At 73.5% G+C, this 17,850-nt stretch carries 13 protein-coding genes and 1 pseudogene; 7 read left to right on the forward strand and 7 right to left on the reverse strand.

Translation table 11 applies throughout. The features are described 5' to 3' along the window. From E0D90_RS13260 to E0D90_RS13275, 5 genes are all read right to left on the reverse strand, one after another. Positions 1–2,545 (reverse strand): S8 family serine peptidase (locus tag E0D90_RS13260; RefSeq protein ID WP_130798233.1); only part of this gene is annotated, 2,545 nt, incomplete at its 3' end. Between the two features lie 295 nt (positions 2,546–2,840). Continuing rightward, entirely contained in the window at positions 2,841–6,155 is a 3,315-nt protein-coding gene (locus E0D90_RS13265; protein WP_130798234.1) for a S8 family peptidase, read from the reverse strand. A 363-nt stretch (positions 6,156–6,518) separates the two neighbouring features. After that, positions 6,519–6,644: a morphogenic membrane protein MmpB gene (gene mmpB / locus E0D90_RS28315; protein WP_258037350.1), complete on the reverse strand. Its 126-nt coding sequence runs from the start codon at positions 6,642–6,644 to the stop codon at positions 6,519–6,521. A gap of 111 nt (positions 6,645–6,755) precedes the next feature. Continuing rightward, positions 6,756–7,043, reverse strand: coding sequence for an acyl-CoA carboxylase epsilon subunit (locus tag E0D90_RS13270; RefSeq protein WP_130798236.1), 288 nt, complete (start codon positions 7,041–7,043; stop codon positions 6,756–6,758). Positions 7,044–7,194: 151 nt separating this feature from the next. Continuing rightward, entirely contained in the window at positions 7,195–8,766 is a 1,572-nt protein-coding gene (locus E0D90_RS13275) for an acyl-CoA carboxylase subunit beta (protein ID WP_130798253.1), read from the reverse strand. A gap of 187 nt (positions 8,767–8,953) precedes the next feature. Here E0D90_RS13275 and E0D90_RS13280 point away from each other — a divergent pair, with 187 nt between their 5' ends. The 6 genes from E0D90_RS13280 (at position 8,954) to hutH (ending at position 16,582) form a co-directional block, all read left to right on the forward strand. Then, positions 8,954–9,844, forward strand: a complete 891-nt coding sequence (locus tag E0D90_RS13280; protein WP_130798238.1) for a biotin--[acetyl-CoA-carboxylase] ligase — start codon at positions 8,954–8,956, stop codon at positions 9,842–9,844. A gap of 230 nt (positions 9,845–10,074) precedes the next feature. Beyond that, positions 10,075–11,145, forward strand: coding sequence for an adenylate/guanylate cyclase domain-containing protein (locus E0D90_RS13285; protein ID WP_130798240.1), 1,071 nt, complete (start codon positions 10,075–10,077; stop codon positions 11,143–11,145). A 223-nt stretch (positions 11,146–11,368) separates the two neighbouring features. Continuing rightward, positions 11,369–12,544, forward strand: a complete 1,176-nt coding sequence (locus E0D90_RS13290) for a DUF5685 family protein (protein ID WP_130798242.1) — start codon at positions 11,369–11,371, stop codon at positions 12,542–12,544. 125 nt (positions 12,545–12,669) lie between these two features. Beyond that, positions 12,670–13,482: an enoyl-CoA hydratase/isomerase family protein gene (locus tag E0D90_RS13295; protein WP_130798244.1), complete on the forward strand. Its 813-nt coding sequence runs from the start codon at positions 12,670–12,672 to the stop codon at positions 13,480–13,482. 297 nt (positions 13,483–13,779) lie between these two features. Beyond that, positions 13,780–14,982, forward strand: a complete 1,203-nt coding sequence (locus tag E0D90_RS13300; RefSeq protein WP_130798246.1) for a GGDEF domain-containing protein — start codon at positions 13,780–13,782, stop codon at positions 14,980–14,982. Between the two features lie 31 nt (positions 14,983–15,013). Further along, positions 15,014–16,582 (forward strand): histidine ammonia-lyase, encoded by a 1,569-nt coding sequence (gene hutH / locus E0D90_RS13305; RefSeq protein ID WP_130798255.1) that lies wholly within the window; start codon positions 15,014–15,016, stop codon positions 16,580–16,582. Positions 16,583–16,725: 143 nt separating this feature from the next. On the opposite strand, the gene E0D90_RS13310 is transcribed toward hutH, so the two are convergent. Continuing rightward, positions 16,726–16,911: a hypothetical protein gene (locus E0D90_RS13310; RefSeq protein ID WP_130798248.1), complete on the reverse strand. Its 186-nt coding sequence runs from the start codon at positions 16,909–16,911 to the stop codon at positions 16,726–16,728. 108 nt (positions 16,912–17,019) lie between these two features. Between E0D90_RS13310 and E0D90_RS13315 the strand changes: the two genes are divergently transcribed. Beyond that, positions 17,020–17,331, forward strand: a complete 312-nt coding sequence (locus E0D90_RS13315; protein WP_227870196.1) for a hypothetical protein — start codon at positions 17,020–17,022, stop codon at positions 17,329–17,331. 115 nt (positions 17,332–17,446) lie between these two features. Here E0D90_RS13315 and E0D90_RS13320 read toward each other — a convergent pair. Continuing rightward, positions 17,447–17,850: pseudogene (locus E0D90_RS13320) on the reverse strand (arsenic resistance protein); the annotation flags it as partial.

The raw sequence follows: 17,850 nt of genomic DNA on the forward strand, positions 1-17,850 counted from the left end.
GGGTGAGCGGGGCGACGGGGGTGACGCCGCGCCCCGTGTGGGTCATGATCCAGCCGTCCCGGTCGCCGCCGGGTGCTCCGGCCCGCAGGGTCGTGGTGGCGACGTCGTCCGCCGTGAGGTGGTGCGAGAGCCCGGTGGGGAAGCCGTCGGCAACCCCGCGGTGGGCGTGGTAGCTCTGGCTGAGGTCTTGGTGGGCGTGAGTCGCGTCAAAGGTGGCGGACAGGGCGGTTCCGTCGACGTCGGGACCGGCCTGGGCCGTACCGACGCCCTCGGCGGGCGCCCCGAAGTCCCAGCCGATCTGGGTGGTGGAGCCCCCCGTGGCGATCCGGAGGTTGCCGGCGACGCCACTGAGCGGCGCCAGCGGGTCGTGAACCGTGAAGTCGAGCGGCTCCGCGTCGGAGGCGTCCAGTTCCACGAGGGTGTCCCGGTCGACGGTCACGCGCGGCAGGGCCAGCCAGTCCGCGCCGGTCACGTCGCCCTCAGTGGGGGAGCCGCCGAACGCGACTGCCTCCAGGGCGTATTCGCCCGGCGCGACCCGGAGGGTGACCTCGCCGCCGTCGCTCGCGAACTCCTGCTGCCCGCCCTCGCCCCAGCCCGCAGGGACGCGCACGCTGCCCGCCAGGGCGTCGGCGGGCCGGCCGTCCCGCCCGGTGACCCTGATGGTGAGGTCGTGGGAGGCGTGCTCCAGCTCCAGGGCGCCTGCGGTGCGCACCGTCTGTCCGTCAGCCGAGGCGGTGACGAAGAGGCCGTAGGAGCCGGTCAGTTCGGCGCCCGAACGCGGATCGGCGGTGACCGCAACGGATCCGCTGCCGCCTGCGGGGATGGTGACCCGGTCGGCGTCCAGGGTGAACATCCCGTCCGGGGCCGTGCCGCCCTCGGGGCCGGTGGTGGCCGTTGCGAGGTCTAGGGTGATCTCGGAGTCTCCGTGGTTGCGGTAGGTGATCTCGCGCGTGACCGGCTCGGCGTCGCCCTGCGGGTACGGCGCGACACCGTAGGTCAGGGTGCCGGTGTCGGCGGTGATCGTCTGTTCCAGCGCGCGGGTGATGTCGAGGCGGCCGGCGCCCTGTTGGGTGGGAGCGTAGCTGTCCAGGCCGACCGCCGAGCTGACCAGGAGATCCTTGAGCTGCTCGCCCGTCAGGCCGGGATCGCGCTGGAGCAGGATGGCCGCGGCTCCGACGACGTGTGGTGCCGCCATCGAGGTTCCGGACAGGCCGAAGTAGCCGTCCGCCACGGGTTCGCGGCCCTCCGCGAGAAAGCTGCCGGCGGCGGCAGCCGCGCCGATCTCCACTCCCGGCGCGGCCACGTCGGGTTTGAGCGCCCCGTCCTCCAGGCGCGGCCCGATCGAGGAGCTCGTCGCGAGCTCGTCGGACTTGGTGACCGAGCCCACGGCGAGCGCCGCGTCGGCGACGGCGGGGGAGTCGAGAGTGCCGGCGTCCGGGCCCCGGTTGCCGGCGGCGACGACGAACAGCGTGTCGGAATCGGCCGCCAGCCGGTCCAGGGCGTCCGACTTGGGGTCGAGCCCCGGGGTGGGGATGCCGCCCACACTCAGGTTGACGATGTCGGCGCCTTGTTCGACCGCCCATTCCATGCCGGCGATGATCCAGGAGTCGATTCCGTAGCCCTGGTTGTCCATCGTTTTGGCGGCGAGGAGGTCGGCGCCGGGTGCCACGCCCCGGTAGGTGCCGTCCGAGCGGTCGCCGCTGCCGGCGGCGATGGAGGCGACATGGGTGCCGTGCCCGTGGCGGTCGCCCGGGTCGCGGGTGGTGGTGAAGTTCTCGGTCGCGACCACTCTGCCGTCGAAGTCGCCGTGTGCGGCATCCAGTCCGGTGTCGACGACGGCGATGGTCACGCCGGTGCCGTCGTAACCGGCGCCCCAGGCGTCGGGAGCGCCCACTTGGACCGTGCTCTCGTCCAGGTTCACGTGGTTCACGCCGTCCAGCGCGAGGCTCGCGACGCCGAGGCCGTCGTCGGCCGACGCGGTGAACGTCTCCCAGAGCGCGGCGGCGCCCTCGTCGGGCACGGTCAGCGCCTCGGCCCCGAGGAGGCCGAACTCGGCGCGCACCTCCGCGCCGCTCCCCGCGCGGAGTGTGTCCGCCGCGTCGTCGTTCCCGTTCCCGTCCCCGTGCTCGTAGGTGACGATCAGCGGTGTGCCGTCGAATGAGCCGTACTCGGCGCGGGTCAGCTCGGCGACATCGAACAGCCTCCGGTCGACGCGGCCCTCTTCGACCAGCAGCGCTGCGTCCAGGGGAAGGATCAGGGTTGAGGCGCCGTCGTCGGTGACGCGTACCGGGATGTTCTCGCGGCCCTCGCCCCTGGCGACGCCCAGGACCCCGCCGTCCGGCCCGAGGATGACGGTGTCGCCGGTGATGAGGGTGAGTGTTTCGTGGGCGCCGTCGGCTCCGGGGGGTTTGTGGGGGGCCCGGCGGGTGTCGCCGGGTCCGTCGGTCGGTGGTACGGCGGCGGCGCCGCCGAGACTGGCGGTGAGGGCGAGCGCGACCGCGGTGGCCAGCACCGCCGTTCGGTTCCTGTTGGGCTTCGCGGGCATGGGGTTCCTGTCGTCCTGGCCAATCGTCGGCAGTGCGGGCGGGCCGCCCGACGTCGTGAAGACGTCCAGGGTGCGCGGTAGCTGACGGCCTCGGAATGGTGGCCAGGGTCAACCGGCCACCGCTGTACCGGGCTTGGTTCGCGCCGCCCGGCGTCGACCGTGACGTCGTGTTCGCCGGGGCCGGGACCACGGCCGGAGACCGCCTGCGGTGTGGTGGTGCGGGGTCTCACGCGCGGACGCTCCGGTCCCGGCGGTCGTGCTGCCGGAACCGGAGCGGACGGGTCACGCTAGGAGGTCACTTGGTGCGGTAGGCGTCGATGATGGTCTGGACGGTGGTGTTGCCGTGGTTGTCCTTGACGGTGGCTCGGAAGGAGACGGAGCCGCCCGCCGCCGGGTTGTCGGCCAGCACCTTGGTGACCGAGCCGGGCAGCACCTGGGTCTTGGCCCAGGTCTCGCCGCCGTCGTAGGAGATCTCGATCTTCAGGTACTTCTCCTCGGTGCCCTCGACGGTGACCGGGACGACCTGCTTGCGCCCGGCCGGTCCGGTGCTGTCCAGGGCGAGCTTCGGTGTGAAGCGGACCGCTGCCGGTCCGCTGACGCGGGTCGGCTCCTCGGTCGCGGCCGAGGTGAAGGTGTAGTCGACCGAGACGCTGGTGGAGACGTCGGTGTAGCCGAGCCCGCCGCGCTCGATGGTGGAGACGAGCCGGTACTCGGCCTCCTCCTCGGGCACTTCGGCGCCCAGCCAGTTGGCGGGGTCGCTGGTGCGCTTCAGGAGTTCGCCGTCTCGGTACAGCTCGGTACGGGCCTCCTCGAACTCGACGAACCCGGCGTTGTCGGAACTGTCGTTGAACAGGCCGAACATGGCGTAGAGATCCGCGCCGTCACGGTAGATGCCACCGTCATGGGCGAAGGACGGCCCGAACACGCCGACGTTGAAGGTGTGGTGGTAGCTCTGTCCCGGCTGGTAGTCCGACTCCGTCGTGCTGTAGTAGGTGGCGAACCAGTCCCCCGCGAAGTCCGTCTGGTCCATCAACAGGAACCAGTCAGTGCTCGCGTCGGTCTGGAGCCGCAGTTCGAAGGTGGCCGGCAGATCGCGGAAGGCGCCCAGCGCGACGCCCGTCGGCGGGTACGGGACGAGCGCGCCGATCGCGTCGGAGGCCGGCGCGCCCAGGTCGATGCTCAGCGTCGAGAAGTCCTCCTCGGAGGGGTGGTTCACCAGGCCGGTCGGGAACCCGTCCTCGACGCCGCGGTAGCTGTGGCGCTCCATGTCCCCGCCCATGCCGTGGAGGGAGCCGAAGGCCGAGCTGAACTCCCAGTCCGCCGGGGCCTCACCGAGCTCCAGGGTGCGCACGCCACCTGTGGGCGCACCGAACATCCAGGCGACGTCCGCCTCACCGGTGCCCCAGTCGGCCTGGAACCCGCCGTGCAGGAAGTCCAGTTCGGCGCCGTCGTCGGGCACGGTGAAGTCGATCTCGCCGGCGTCGCGCAGGTCGACCGAGAGTGAGGGCGTCTCCGGGATCTCCAGGGCGGGCAGCACGGCCCAGTCGATGCCGCTGAGTTCGCCTTCGTCCAGATCACCGTTGAGGGCGTTCACCTCGGTCAGGTAGGTGCCCTCGGGAAGACGGGCGGTGAGCCGGCCGTCCGTGGTGCCGAGCATGTGGAAGTCGCCGGTCGAGATGTTCTGGAACCACACGTCCACAGCCGTGGGGGGCTCGCCGTCGCGGCCGGTGACGTCGACGGTGACCTCGTGCATCTGCGCCTCGCGGTCGAGGGTGCCGGCAGTGCGGACACGCTGGCCGTCCTCGCTCGTCGCCGTCACGAAGACGCCGTAGGAGCCGTACAGTTCACCGCCGCCGCGGGTGCTGGCCGTCACCTCGACCGTGGCGGAGGAGCCGGCCGGGACGGTCAGTTCCTCGGCGCTCAGGGTGAAGGTTCCCTCCGGTGCCGCCGATCCGTCGGGGGTGGTCGTCTCGGTGGCGAGCGTGAGCGTGACGTCCTCGTCCGCGGAGTTGCGGTAGGTGATCTCGCGGCTGATCGGCTCGGCGTCCTCGTGCGGGTACTCGACCGCTCCGAACGTCAGCGCGTTGGAGTCCGCGGTGACACTCTGGTCCAGCGCGCGGACGAGGTCGAGTCGGCCGGTGCCCTGCTGCACGGGGGCGTAGCCGTCCAGCCCCAGCGCCGAGGAGACCAGGACGGACTTGAGCTGTTCGCCGGTCCAGTCGGGGTTCTTCTGGAGCAGGATCGCGGCGGCGCCCGCCACGTGCGGGGTGGCCATGGAGGTACCGGAGATGGAGACGTAGCCGTCGGCGACCGGGTCGCCGTCGCGCTCGATGATCGACCCGGCGGCGGCCGCCGCGCCGATGTCCTGGCCCGGTGCCGCCATGTCCGGCTTCAGTACGCCGCCGCGCAGTCGGGGCCCGACGCCGGAGAAGTCCGAGATCTCGTCGGACTTGGTGGTCGAGCCGACGGTCAGCGCCGCGTCGGCGGATCCCGGGGAGTCGATGGTCCTCTCGCCCGGCCCGGAGTTGCCGGCGGCGACCACGAAGAGGGCGCCGGTGTCGGCGGAGAGCTGGTCGACCGCCTCCTCCATCGGGTCGATCTCCGTCCCGGCCCAGCCGCCGAGGCTCATGTTGACGATCTGGGAGCCCTCGTCGATCGCCCACTCCATTCCGGCGATGATCCAGGACTCCATCCCGCTACCGTCGTCGTTGAGCACCTTGGCGTTGACGAGTTCGGCTCCCGGGGCGACGCCGCGGTAGGTGCCGTCGGAGCGGTCGCCGGTGCCGGCGGCGATGGAGGCGACGTGGGTGCCGTGGCCGTACGGGTCGTCGGTGTCCGGCGCGTCGGTGAAGTTCTGGGCGGCGGCTATCTTGCCGTCGAAGTCGCCGTGGTCGGCGTCCATGCCCGTGTCCAGGACGGCGATGGTGACACCGGTGCCGTCGTATCCCGCGTCCCACGCGTCCGGCGCTCCGACCAGCGGGACGCTGGTGTCCAGCATCGCCTGGCGGAAGCCGTCCAGGGTGATGCGGGTGACCCCGGGAGCGGCCGTCAGTGACGCGGCGGCCTCGTCGTTGGCGGCGGTGAGCGCCGCCCACGCGGAGTCGGCGCTCTTCTCGGGGAGGGTGAGCGCCTCGGCGTTCAGCACGTCGAACTCGGCGCGGACCTCCGGTTCGGCCTCGGCGTGCAGGGTGTCGCGGGCGCTGCTGGTGCCGTCGTCGTAGGTGACGATCAGCGGGGTGCCGTCGAAGGTGTCGTACTCGGGGCGCGTCAGTTCGCCGAGGTCGAACAGCCGGGCGTCCAGGCTGCCTTCGGCGATCAGGGCTGCCGCGTCGCGCGGCACGACCTGCGTCGACCCGTCGTGGTGGGTCACGCGGACCGGGATGTGCTCCCGGCCCTCGGCGGGGACCAGACCGGTCGCCCGGCGGTCCGGGCCGACGCTGACGCGGTCGCCGGTGATCAGGGTGACCGTGCGCCCCTCCCCGAAGGTCTGCGAGGACGGGGCGGGCTCCTTCTGCTCCTGTGGCGCCGCTGTCGCGCCTCCGAGCCCCGCGGTCAGCGCGAGCGCCACCGCGGTGGCGATCACCGCCGCTCCGGTCCTGCTTCGTCGCATGCTCAACTTGCCCCCAGGATCGTAGAGTTCACCACGCGACGGACTAAGGGTGCCCGTCGCCGCCCGAGAACATACCGAGTATGTAATGGGGTGCGCCAGAGGGCATTCGGTCGATCGGGCCGTGCGGGAAGGAGACCGGGGCAGCGGTGCGGAGGCCGCCCACCACGCCGGGAGGACGAGGGCGCGGGCGGAACAGTGCCCTCCGCGAGAGAGATCCGGCCACGGGTATACCGGGAGCCGAACGGCGGCCGACCGGGGCCTGTCCGCCTGGCCCCTGAGAGGGAGTGGATCTCAGCGGGGTCCCGCGCCGCTCCGCGCGGGGCGGGGACGCCCGGACGCGCGGCCGCCGTCCCGCGGCCGCCGTCAGGCCAGCAGGAGGAGGGAGGCGAGGACCATGGTCGCCGCGATCAGCCAGCCCGCGCGGCGGAGCCGGGCGCGCAGGGCACGCGCCGACTCCGCCGGGTCGTCGCGGAGGTCATGCCAGAGCATGACGCCGATGATGCCCGGTGTGCGCCAGGGGCGCCTGAGTACGCGTACTCAGATCACCGGCCGCGAGCCCGGGAGGGGTGACGTCGGCGCCCATCGCGATCCGGGGTGGCGTCAGGCCGGCCAGTAGCTGGTGCGCCAGGCGTTCGGGCCCGCCGCCGGCGGGGTGCCGGGCACCGTACGCGGATGCGCGGACCAGGCCGCCGCGGCGGCGGGGGAGTTCGCGGCACCGGCCGTGCCGGACGCGGCAGCGGCGAGGCGGGCGCGCACCACCGCCAGCGCCGCCGCCAGTTCCTCCGGGGTCGGGTTGCCGCGCAGCACGCGGATCGTCCGGCCCTGGTCCTCACTAGGGCCGGGGGCGGCCGGGGCCGGTCCGTCGCCGGTGGTGTGCCGCTCGCTCATCGTCTACCGCCTGTCGGTCGTCGCTCTGCCTGCCGCGCACCGCTCACCGTGCCCGCCATCTCCGCCGTCCCGCCGTCCCGCCGTGCCCGCCGTGCCCACCCCTCGCCGCACCGCGCCCGTGCGCGTTCGCGTCGCCGGACGGGCGCCGCGCTCAGAGCGGGATGTTCCCGTGCTTCTTCGGGGGAAGCTGCTCCCGCTTGGTGCGCAGCGCGCGCAGCCCGCGGACCACCTGTCGCCGGGTGTCCGAGGGCATGATCACCGCGTCGACGTAGCCACGTTCGGCCGCCGCGTACGGATTGAGCAGCGCCTCCTCGTACTCCAGGGTCAACTGGGCGCGCAGCGCCTCGCGTTCGGCGTCGTCCTCGACGGCCGTCAGCCGCCTCCGGTGCAGGATGTTCACCGCGCCCTGCGCGCCCATCACCGCCACCTGCGCCGTGGGCCACGCCAGGTTGAGATCGGCGCCGAGGTGCTTGGAGCCCATCACGTCGTACGCGCCGCCGAACGCCTTGCGGGTGATGACGGTGATCAGCGGCACCGTCGCCTCCGCGTAGGCGTAGATCAGCTTGGCGCCCCGGCGGATGATGCCCCCGTACTCCTGGTCGGTGCCCGGAAGGAAACCCGGCACGTCCACGAAGGTCAGCACCGGGATGTTGTAGGCGTCGCAGGTCCGCACGAACCGGGCGGCCTTCTCCGAGGCGTCGATGTCCAGGCAACCGGCGAACTGCATCGGCTGGTTGGCGACGACTCCGACCGAACGGCCCTCGACCCGGCCGAAACCGGTGATGATGTTCGGCGCGAACAGCGGCTGCGTCTCCAGGAACTCGCCGTCGTCCAGGACGTGTTCGATCGCCTGGTGCATGTCGTACGGCTGGTTGGCCGAGTCCGGTACCAGCGTGTCGAGTTCACGGTCGGCGTCGGTGACCTCCGGCTCCGCCTCCTCGGGGTAGACCGGCGGGTCGGAGAGGTTGTTCGACGGCAGGTACGACAGCAGCGCCTTCACGTAGTCGAAGGCGTCCTTCTCCTCCGCGGCCATGTAGTGCGCCACGCCGGAGGTGGTGTTGTGGGTGCGGGCGCCGCCCAGTGCCTCGAAGCCGACGTCCTCACCGGTGACGGTCTTGATGACGTCCGGACCGGTGATGAACATGTGGGAGGTCTGGTCGACCATCACCGTGAAGTCGGTGATGGCGGGGGAGTACACCGCGCCGCCCGCGCAGGGCCCGACGATCAGCGAGATCTGCGGCACCACACCCGAGGCGTGCACGTTGCGGCGGAAGATCTCGGCGAACAGCCCGAGCGCCGCCACGCCCTCCTGGATGCGGGCCCCGCCACCGTCGTTGATCCCCACCACCGGGCAGCCGGTCTTCATCGCGAAGTCCATGACCTTGACGATCTTCTCGCCGTAGACCTCGCCGAGCGAGCCGCCGAAGACCGTGAAGTCCTGGGAGTAGACGCACACCGGCCGGCCGTCCACCGTGCCGTACCCGGTCACCACGCCGTCGCCGTAGGGCCGGTTCTTCTCGATCCCGAAGTTCACCGAACGGTGCCGGGCCAACTCGTCCAGCTCGGTGAACGAGCCCTCGTCCAGCAGCAGATCGACCCGCTCGCGCGCTGTCAGCTTCCCCTTGGCGTGCTGCCGTTCCACCGCGCGCTGCGACCCGGCGTTCAGTGCCTCGTCCGCCCGCCGCCGGAACTCGGCCAGTTTTCCGGCGGTGGTGTGGGCCACGACCGCGGTGTCGGCGGTGGCACCGGCGCTCTCGCCCGCGGCAACGGAACGGTTCTCCTGCTCAGACACGGGCTGCGGCTCCTACTCGTCATCGGGTGGCTACCGATCCGTAGGTTAACGGCGCCGGGGCCGATCCACAGTGCGGCGTTGACCACATCCGTGCCCCCCACGCCCCTAATCTGGCCCCATGACCGCTCCACCGAACGACCCCGCCGGCGCCGGACGCTGGTCCGACCTCGACCGCCCGCCGCTCAGTGCCACCGCGCTGCGCCGCGCGCTGATCGGCCACGACGGGCCGTGGACCTCACTGGAGGTCACCGGTTCGACCGGCTCCACCAACGCCGACCTGGTCGCCGCCGCCCGCGCCGGCACCGTCTCGCCCGGAGCCGTCCTGGTCGCCGAGGAACAGACCGCCGGACGCGGCCGGCTCGACCGGGGCTGGTCCGCCCCCGCCCGCTCCGGGATCTTCCTCTCCGTGCTGCTGGCGCCCGAACCACCGCCCGAGCGCTGGGGCTGGCTGCCGCTGCTCGCGGGCGTCGCCACCGCGACCGCCCTCTCCCGCGCCGCCGGTGTCGACACCGCCCTGAAGTGGCCCAACGACCTGCTGGTCACCGTCGAAGGTGAGGAACGCAAGGCTGGCGGCATCCTCGCCGAACGCACCGAGACCGCCGACGGGGCCGCCGCCGTCGTCCTCGGGATCGGCGTCAACGTCACCCTCGCCGCCCGTGAACTCCCCGTCCCCACCGCCGGGTCACTGAGGCTGGCCGACGCCACCGTCACCGACCGCGACCCGCTGCTGCGCGCGCTGCTGCGCTCCCTCGCCGAGTGGTACGGGCGGTGGAACGACGCCGACGGGGACGCCGGCGCCGCCGGGGTCCAGCAGGCGTACGTCGCCGGCTGCGCCACCCTGGGCAGGCCCGTCGCCGCCCAGCTTCCCGGTGGTGACGAACTGCGCGGCGACGCCACCGCCCTGGACGGCGACGGCCGACTGGTGATCGTCAACGGCGACGGTGAACGTCACGCCGTCGGAGCCGGTGACATCGTCCACCTGCGCACCCGTCGCGACGACTCCGGCTGAACCCGGCACCGGTGGGGGCGCGCGGCCGCGTGCGGGTGCGGCCGTTCGGCCCCCACCGCGCCGCCCGGCCGGGGTGCGTCCCGGGGCGGACCTGGGCAGACATCGGTGGGACAGGGCACCGCTGCCGTAGGGTGGTGCGTGGACAGCGGCGCGCAGGGCGCGGCGGAGCGAAACGGTAGGGCGAGTGCGCAGCGGAGGGATTCTCACCCCGGGGGCGGCGGGCAGCAGCCGTGGCTGACGCGTCCGAGCACACCGGCGACGACGAACCGGAGACCCACGACGACAACGTGGCGCTCCGGCTCGAACAGCTGATCATCGGCGCCGAGCGGGAGTACACGCCCTTCCAGGCCGCCCGCGCCGCCGGTGTCTCCATGGAGATGGCCTCACGGTTCTGGCGCGCCATGGGCTTCCCCGACATCGGCCAGGCCAAGGCGCTCACCGAGGCGGACGTGCTGGCGCTGCGCCGTCTCGCCGGCCTGGTCGAGGCCGGGTTGCTCAGCGAGCCGATGGCGGTGCAGGTGGCGCGTTCCACCGGTCAGACCACCGCGCGGCTCGCCGACTGGCAGATCGACTCCTTCCTGGAGGGCCTCACCGAGCCCCCGGAGCCGGGCATGACCCGCAGCGAGGTCGCGTACCCGCTGGTCGAGCTGCTGCTGCCGGAGCTGGAGGAGTTCCTCGTCTACGTCTGGCGCCGCCAGCTCGCCGCCGCCGCCGGCCGAGTGGTGCAGGAGCAGGACGACGCCGAGATGGTCGACCGGCGGCTGGCCGTGGGCTTCGCCGACCTCGTCGGCTTCACCCGGCTCACCCGCCGCCTGGAGGAGGAGGAACTCGGCGAGCTGGTCGAGACCTTCGAGACCACCGCCGCCGACCAGGTCGCCGCCCATGGCGGGCGGCTGATCAAGACCCTCGGCGACGAGGTGCTGTTCGCGGCCGACGACGCCGCCACCGCCGCCGGCATCGGCCTGCGGCTGGTGGAGACCATGGCGGACAACCCGATCCTTCCCGAACTGCGCGTCGGCATCGCCTTCGGCACCGTCACCACACGCATGGGCGACGTCTTCGGCAACACCGTCAACCTCGCCAGCAGGCTCACCTCGATAGCGCCCAAGGACGCGGTCCTGGTCGACGAGGCGCTGCGCAAGGAGCTGACCGAGGGCGGCGCCGCGCCCCGGTCGGAGAAGGACTCCGACGTGGAGGACCCGCGCGCCGACGACTACCGCTTCGCGCTCCGCCCGCTCTACCAGCGGCCGGTCCGTGGCCTGGGCATCATCGCGCCCTGGCTGCTCACCCGCCGCACCTGAGGTCTCCCGCCTCCGCCCGCCCCGTCCCGCCTCCGTCCGTCCCGACACCGCCCCCGCCCAGGCGCCGCGCGCCGGCGCGGGGCGGTCACGCATGTCATGGTCCGGTCCGGAGTCGGTATCAGCATGACGCGGCGGGCGCCCGCCGCGCCCGGACGTGGCACGATGCCGGGGCCGCCCCCGGAGCGGGCGTCTCCGCCCGGGGGCGTTCGAGGGGAGACGGGGAATGTTCGGAATCGTCAGACCGTGTCGTCACCGGCTGTCCGAGGGGCTGCGGGCGGAGTGGATGGCCCATCTGTGCGGACTGTGCCTGACGTTGCGCGGTGAGCACGGACAGCTCGCGCGGGTGGTGACCAACTACGACGCCCTGCTGGTATCGGCGCTGTACGACGCGCAGATCGGCCGCGGCGCGCGCACCCGTTCGAAGGCCGGGCCCTGCCCACTGCGCGGGATGCGCACCGCCGAGGTGGCCCGGGGCGAGGGCGCGCGGCTGTCGGCGTCCGTCTCGCTGGTGCTGGCCGCGGCGAAGATCCGCGACCACGCGGCCGACGGGGACGGTCTGCTGTCCCGGCGCGGCGCCGCGCTCGCCGCGCGCCGGGTCGCCCGCGGCTGGGACCGCGCGGGTGCCCGTGGCGCCGCCGCTGTCGGCTTCGACACCGCGGTGCTGGTGGACGCGGTGGACCGCCAGCCGGCTGCCGAGGCGGCGGCCGGCCCCGGTACGTCCCTGCTGCTGATCACCGACCCCACCGAGACCGCGACGGCGGCCGCCTTCGCGTACACCGCGCACCTCGCGGACCGGCCGGAGAACGCGGCGCCGCTGGCGGAGGCCGGCCGGCTCTTCGGGCGGCTGGCGCACCTGCTGGACGCCGTCGACGACCTGGCGTCCGACCGGGCCGCCGGGCTGTTCAACCCGATAGCCGCCACCGCGCACGACCTCGCCGACGTGCGGCGCCTGTGCGACGACGCGGCCCACGGCATCGCTCTCGCGCTGCGCGACGCCCGACTGGCCGATCGCTCACTGGTCCACATGCTGCTGGTGCACGAGGTCCGGCAGGCGGTGGACCGGTCGTTCGGAACGCGCTGCTCCCACTCGTCGGCCGCTGGCCACCCGGCGTCGCCCGTCCACCCGACGTCGCCCGGCGGGCTCGGTGACGAGGGCGGGTCGTCGCGGCGGCGCGGGCTGGTCGCGGGGTGCGCGGTGTGGTCGGGCCTCTTCTGCGGCTGCCAGATCTGCTGCGCCTCCACCTACCGCGATCCGTGGAGCGGTGAGGAGCGCGAAGGACTGTGTCACCGGGGCTGCTGTGAGTGCTGCGAGTGCTGCGACTGCTGCGCCCGCGGCGGCAGCTGCGCGAGCGACGGCGACGGCTGCTGCGGGTGCGAGTGCGGCTGTTGCGACTGCTGACCCCCTGGGACCGGCCGCGCGGCCGCCCTGCCGCGCTCTGCCGCTCCCTGCCGCTCTCCGGTGCGCGGATGGCATGATGCGCTCACCGTCGAGTCAGTGAGCGAGCGTTAACCAAGGAGGGGTCGATGACCCAGCAGGACAGCGGAGCCGAGCAGCGGTACGGCGACTGGGTCGTGGTGCGGCGCCACGGGCGCGTGGCGGAGCTGGTGCTCGACCGGCCCAAGGCGATGAACGCGGTCTCCACCGAGCTGGCGCGCCGGATCGCCGAGGCGTGCACGGCACTGGGCGAGGACCGGACGGTCTCCGCCGTGGTGCTCACCTCCACCCACGACCGCGCCTTCTGCGTGGGGGCCGACCTCAAGGAGCGGAACTCCTTCACCGACGCCGAGCTGGAGGCGCAGCGCCCCTACGCGCGGGCCGCCTACGGCGGCGTGCTGGGTCTGCCCGTCCCGGCCGTCGCCGCCGTCCACGGCTTCGCGCTCGGCGGCGGTTACGAGCTGGCACTCTCCTGCGACCTGATCGTCGCCGACGAGACCGCCGTCGTCGGGCTGCCCGAGGTCTCGGTCGGTGTGATCCCCGGCGGTGGCGGGACGCAGCTGCTGCCGCGCCGGGTCGGAGCGGCGCGGGCCGCCGAGCTGATCTTCACCGCGCGGCGGGTGGAGGGGGCCGAGGCCGAGCGGCTGGGCCTGGTGGACCGGCTGGTACCCGCCGGGACGGCCCGGGAGGCAGCGCTGGAGACGGCGCGGCGGATCGCCGCCAACTCGCCGGTCGGGCTGCGGGCGGCGAAGCGGTCGCTGCGGACGGGCTGGGGCATGGACCTCGCGGGCGGGCTGAACGTCGAGGACGACGCGTGGCGCACCGTGGCCTTCTCCGGCGACCGGGCGGAGGGGGTCGCCGCCTTCAACGAGAAGCGGAAGCCGAACTGGCCGGGGGTCTGAGCGCGGGCCCGGCCGGGGGAGTGGTCCCCGGGTGGCGGGGTGCGCCCCAAGGGGTGTGCCTCAGCGGGCGCGCCTCAGGGGAGGCGCCTCAGGGGAGGCGCGCCCGCGGGTGAGCACCCGCGTGGTGGTGCGCACTCCCGGCGGTTTCCGTGCCGGGCGCGGGGGTGCGCGCCGAGCGGACTCCGTACGCCCGGCGGTGGCGGCTGCTGCCGGGGCTGCTCCGTCGGGGGCACGAACCGGCGCAATTGCAGCCGAGGCGACCCGGCGAAAAGGTACAAACCGCAATAATGTGTCGCCATGGGTGAGGACGCACGAGTGCGGGTCGTGGTGAAGCTGGCGCGGTCCATGGCGGGTGCGGACGACGTCCCCGGCGCGGTCCGGGTCGTGGCCGAGGCCGCGCGGGTCGCACTGGACGGGTCGTTCGCCGCCGTCTCCGTCTGGGAACGCGACCGCGGCCGGCTCCGGGTTCTGGTCAACCAGGGCGAACTCACCGACGGCGAGGAGGAGTTCCCGGCCGACGAGTCCTACCCCGTGCACGACTTCCCCGAGATCACCGGATTCCTGCACGAGCGCTGGGCGGCCGGCGGTGAGCCGCGCGCCTGGGTGGAGACCGTCGACGGCGGTACCGCCGGTGGCGTCTACCGTCACGAACGGGTGGCCGCGCTGCGGCGGCGCGGCCGGGGCAGCTGCGTGGTGGTGCCCGTCGTCCTGCACGGCCGGGCCTGGGGCGAGCTGTATGTCGCCCGTCCGGTCGGCGCACCGGCCTTCGGGCCCGCCGAGGCGGACTTCGCCTCCGCTCTCGCCGAGGTCACCGCTTCCGGCCTGGTCCACCTGCGGCGGCTGGAGGAGGTGCGCCGACTGGCCTACACGGACCCGCTGACGGGGCTCGCCAACCGGCGCGCCGTGGACGCCCGGCTGGAGGAGGCCGTCGGGCGTCACCGCCGGGACGGCACGGTGGTGAGCCTGGTGGTCTGCGACATCAACGGGCTGAAGAGGGTCAACGACTCCCTCGGCCATGTCGCGGGCGACCACCTGCTCGAACGTTTCGCCTCGGTGCTGTCGCTGTGCGGCGCGCAACTGCCCGCGGCGCTCGCCGCCCGGCTCGGTGGCGACGAGTTCTGTCTGGTGGCGGTGGGCCCGCAGGCCGCCGAGGTGGTGCGGGTCGCCGAGGAGGTGTGCCGCCGCGCCGCCGCGCTGGAACTCGGTCACGGCGTGGCCTGCGGCGTGGCGTCCACCGGGCAGTCGATCGGCCCGCTGGGCTCGGCGCGGCGGCTCTTCCGGCTCGCCGACGCCGCCCAGTACCGCGCCAAGACCGCGGGCTCCCGGGCGCCGGTCGTCGCCGGCACCACCAGCACCGACGACCCCGTGGTGCAGCTCGCCGACAGCGTGCGCGGTGACCTCGACCGCCGCGCCTTCCGTGACCGCGAGCCCTCCCGGGGCGCGCCGCGAGGTTCGGGCCGGGGTGGCGAACGCCATGTCCGGCCGACCCGTGACGAATAAAGATTCAGTGCGTACGCTGCTGAATATGGCTATGCACACCGTGGTGGTCGGCACCTCCGGCACTTCCCTGGACGACATCAGCGCCGTCGCCCGCGGCGACGCCCGCGTCGAACTCGGTTCGGACGCCCGCACCGCGCTGGCCGACGCCCGCCGCGTCATCGACGACCTCGCCGCCAAGCCGGAACCCGTCTACGGCGTCTCCACCGGCTTCGGCGCCCTCGCCGTCCGCCATATCAGTCCCGAGCTGCGCGCCCGGCTCCAGCGCAACATCGTCCGCTCGCACGCCGCCGGCATGGGGCCGCGCGTCGAACGCGAGGTGGTGCGCGCCCTGATGTTCCTGCGCCTGAAGACCGTCGCCTCCGGCCACACCGGGGTCCGGCCCGAGATCGCCCAGTCCATGGCCGACCTGCTCAACGCCGGGATCACCCCCGCCGTCCGCGAGCACGGCTCGCTCGGCTGCTCCGGCGACCTCGCGCCCCTCTCCCACTGCGCCCTCACCCTGATGGGTGAGGGGGACGCCGAAGGCCCCGACGGGCGGCTGCGTCCGGCCGCCGAACTCCTCGCCGAGGCCGGGCTGGAGCCCGTGGAACTCCGCGAGAAGGAAGGGCTCGCCCTCCTCAACGGCACCGACGGCATGCTGGGCATGCTCGCCATGGCCATCGCCGACCTCGGGCGGCTGTTCACCTCCGCCGACATCACCGCGGCGCTCACCCTGGAAGCGCTGCTCGGCACCGACCGCGTCCTCGCGCCCGAGCTGCACGCCATCCGGCCGCATCCCGGCCAGGCCGCCAGTGCCGACAACATGCTGCGCCTGCTGGAGGGCTCCCATCTGACGGGCCACCACCAGGACGACGCGCCGCGTGTCCAGGACGCCTACTCCGTCCGGTGCGCACCCCAGGTCACCGGCGCCGGCCGGGATACCCTGGCGCACGCCCGGACCGTCGCGGAACGCGAACTGGCCGCCGCCGTCGACAACCCCGTGGTGCTGCGGGACGACCACGGCGGGGGGCGGGTGGAGTCCAACGGCAACTTCCACGGCGCGCCCGTCGCCTACGTCCTGGACTTCCTCGCCATCGCCGCCGCCGACCTCGCCTCCATCGCCGAACGCCGCACCGACCGGCTGCTGGACAAGCACCGCTCGCACGGGCTCCCGCCGTTCCTCGCCGACGACCCCGGCGTCGACTCCGGTCTGATGATCGCGCAGTACACGCAGGCGTCGCTGGTCAGCGAACTCAAGCGGCTGGCCGTCCCGGCCTCGGTCGACTCCATCCCGTCCTCGGCGATGCAGGAGGACCACGTCTCCATGGGGTGGTCCGCCGCGCGCAAGCTGCGCACCGCCGTCGAGTACCTGACGCGGGTCGTCGCCGTCGAGCTGTACACGGCGACCCGGGCGCTGGAACTGCGCGCCGAACTGCCCGCCACGCGGGAGCTGAGGGCGGCACCGGCCAGCCGGGCCGTCCTCGACGCCGCCCGTGCCGCGGGCGTCGCCGGAGCGGGACCCGACCGCTACCTCTCGCCCGACCTGGACGCCGCGGAGGCGTTCGTCCGGGACGGCCGGCTGGTCCGGGCGGCGGAGACGGTCACCGGACCGCTGGCCTGACGGGCCACGTGCTCCGCACCCGGCCCCGCGCTCTGCCGGAGCGACCGAGCTGACGCTGCGTCACCTCGGTCATGCTGCCGGAGCGAGGGCCTCCGGGTGACGGACCGTCACCCGGGCGGGCCGGCCACGGTCGGCCGTGACGGTCAGCGCGAACCCTCGACGGTCGAGACCGACCGGATCTCGTCCTGGTGGCTCACTTCCGGCGCCGACGGTCCCGCCTCGTCGCCGGACGGCGCCGAGGGCATCAACCAGACTCCGCAGAGCACACACCCCGCGACCACCCCCATGGCCAGCGGGCGGCGGCTGACTGCCGGGCGGTCTTCTGGCACGGTGACACTCCTGGGAATTGCTGCGAACCGGCGGCGTGCGCAGCGATGTTACGGGCCGCCGCGGGTCGCGCGGAAGGGGCCCGTCCGCCGGGACCTACGCTCCCGTGCATGAGTGCAGATGAATCGCGATATGTCCGGCTGCATGTCGAGCTGATGCTGGAAGTGGCCGACCCCGACCGCCTCACTTCGGTCGCCAGGCAGCGCGTCGACGACGACGAGCTGATGCCCGACGCCGAACGGCTCGCCGCGCGCGACGCGGTCGCCGGAGAACCCGCCGAGGCCATCGCCTATCTGGTCGAGCCCATCGCCCTGGTGACCGACCTACCCGGAGTCGAGCTGGCCCATGCGTCCTGGAGCAGCGAACCCGCGGAAGCGGGCAGCGACCCCGCCGAGGACCACGACACCGACTGGTTCGGCTGACGCCGCCCGTCACCCGGAGTGACCGGCGGCGCGTCGCCCGGCCCGGGCGACGACCCGCCACGGCGGTCACCGAACGTGGCAGTGGGCCGTGGTGGCGGCAGCCGGGACCCGGCCGCTAGCCGGCCGCGCCCGGTGCCGTGTCCGCGCCGCCGCCGGGTGAGCTGTGGGACGGGATCAGCCGCGGCACCAGCCGCACGTAGACCACCATCCCCACCACCTCCACCAGCGTCTGCGTCACCATCACCACGGCCGCCACCGCCAGCGCGTCCGGCAGCGCCAGGGCCAGCGGCAGCAGCACCAGGCCGTTGCGGGTCGCGCCGGTGAATACCACCGCCCGCCCGTCCGCCGCGTCCAGGGCGAACGCCCGCGCCACGCCCTTTCCCGCGAACGCCATCACCACCAGGAACACCACGAAGAACGGCACCAGCGGAGCCACCTCGCCCAGCCCGCCGTCCAGCTTCGGCACCTGCGAGGCCACCACCAGCAGCAGCGTCCCCGCCATCAACGGCACCATCAGAG

The sequence above is a fragment of the Streptomyces otsuchiensis genome (genome assembly GCF_004305975.1).
Taxonomy (GTDB): domain Bacteria; phylum Actinomycetota; class Actinomycetes; order Streptomycetales; family Streptomycetaceae; genus Streptomyces; species Streptomyces otsuchiensis.

Coding starts and splice junctions, on each gene's coding strand:
- E0D90_RS13265 (WP_130798234.1), bottom strand. CDS start 6,155: ATGCGACGAAGCAGGACCGGAGCGGCGGTGATCGCCACCGCGGTGGCG.
- E0D90_RS13270 (WP_130798236.1), bottom strand. CDS start 7,043: ATGAGCGAGCGGCACACCACCGGCGACGGACCGGCCCCGGCCGCCCCC.
- E0D90_RS13280 (WP_130798238.1), top strand. CDS start 8,954: ATGACCGCTCCACCGAACGACCCCGCCGGCGCCGGACGCTGGTCCGAC.
- E0D90_RS13300 (WP_130798246.1), top strand. CDS start 13,780: ATGGGTGAGGACGCACGAGTGCGGGTCGTGGTGAAGCTGGCGCGGTCC.
- E0D90_RS13290 (WP_130798242.1), top strand. CDS start 11,369: ATGTTCGGAATCGTCAGACCGTGTCGTCACCGGCTGTCCGAGGGGCTG.
- hutH (WP_130798255.1), top strand. CDS start 15,014: ATGCACACCGTGGTGGTCGGCACCTCCGGCACTTCCCTGGACGACATC.
- E0D90_RS13315 (WP_227870196.1), top strand. CDS start 17,020: ATGAGTGCAGATGAATCGCGATATGTCCGGCTGCATGTCGAGCTGATG.
- mmpB (WP_258037350.1), bottom strand. CDS start 6,644: ATGCTCTGGCATGACCTCCGCGACGACCCGGCGGAGTCGGCGCGTGCC.
- E0D90_RS13295 (WP_130798244.1), top strand. CDS start 12,670: ATGACCCAGCAGGACAGCGGAGCCGAGCAGCGGTACGGCGACTGGGTC.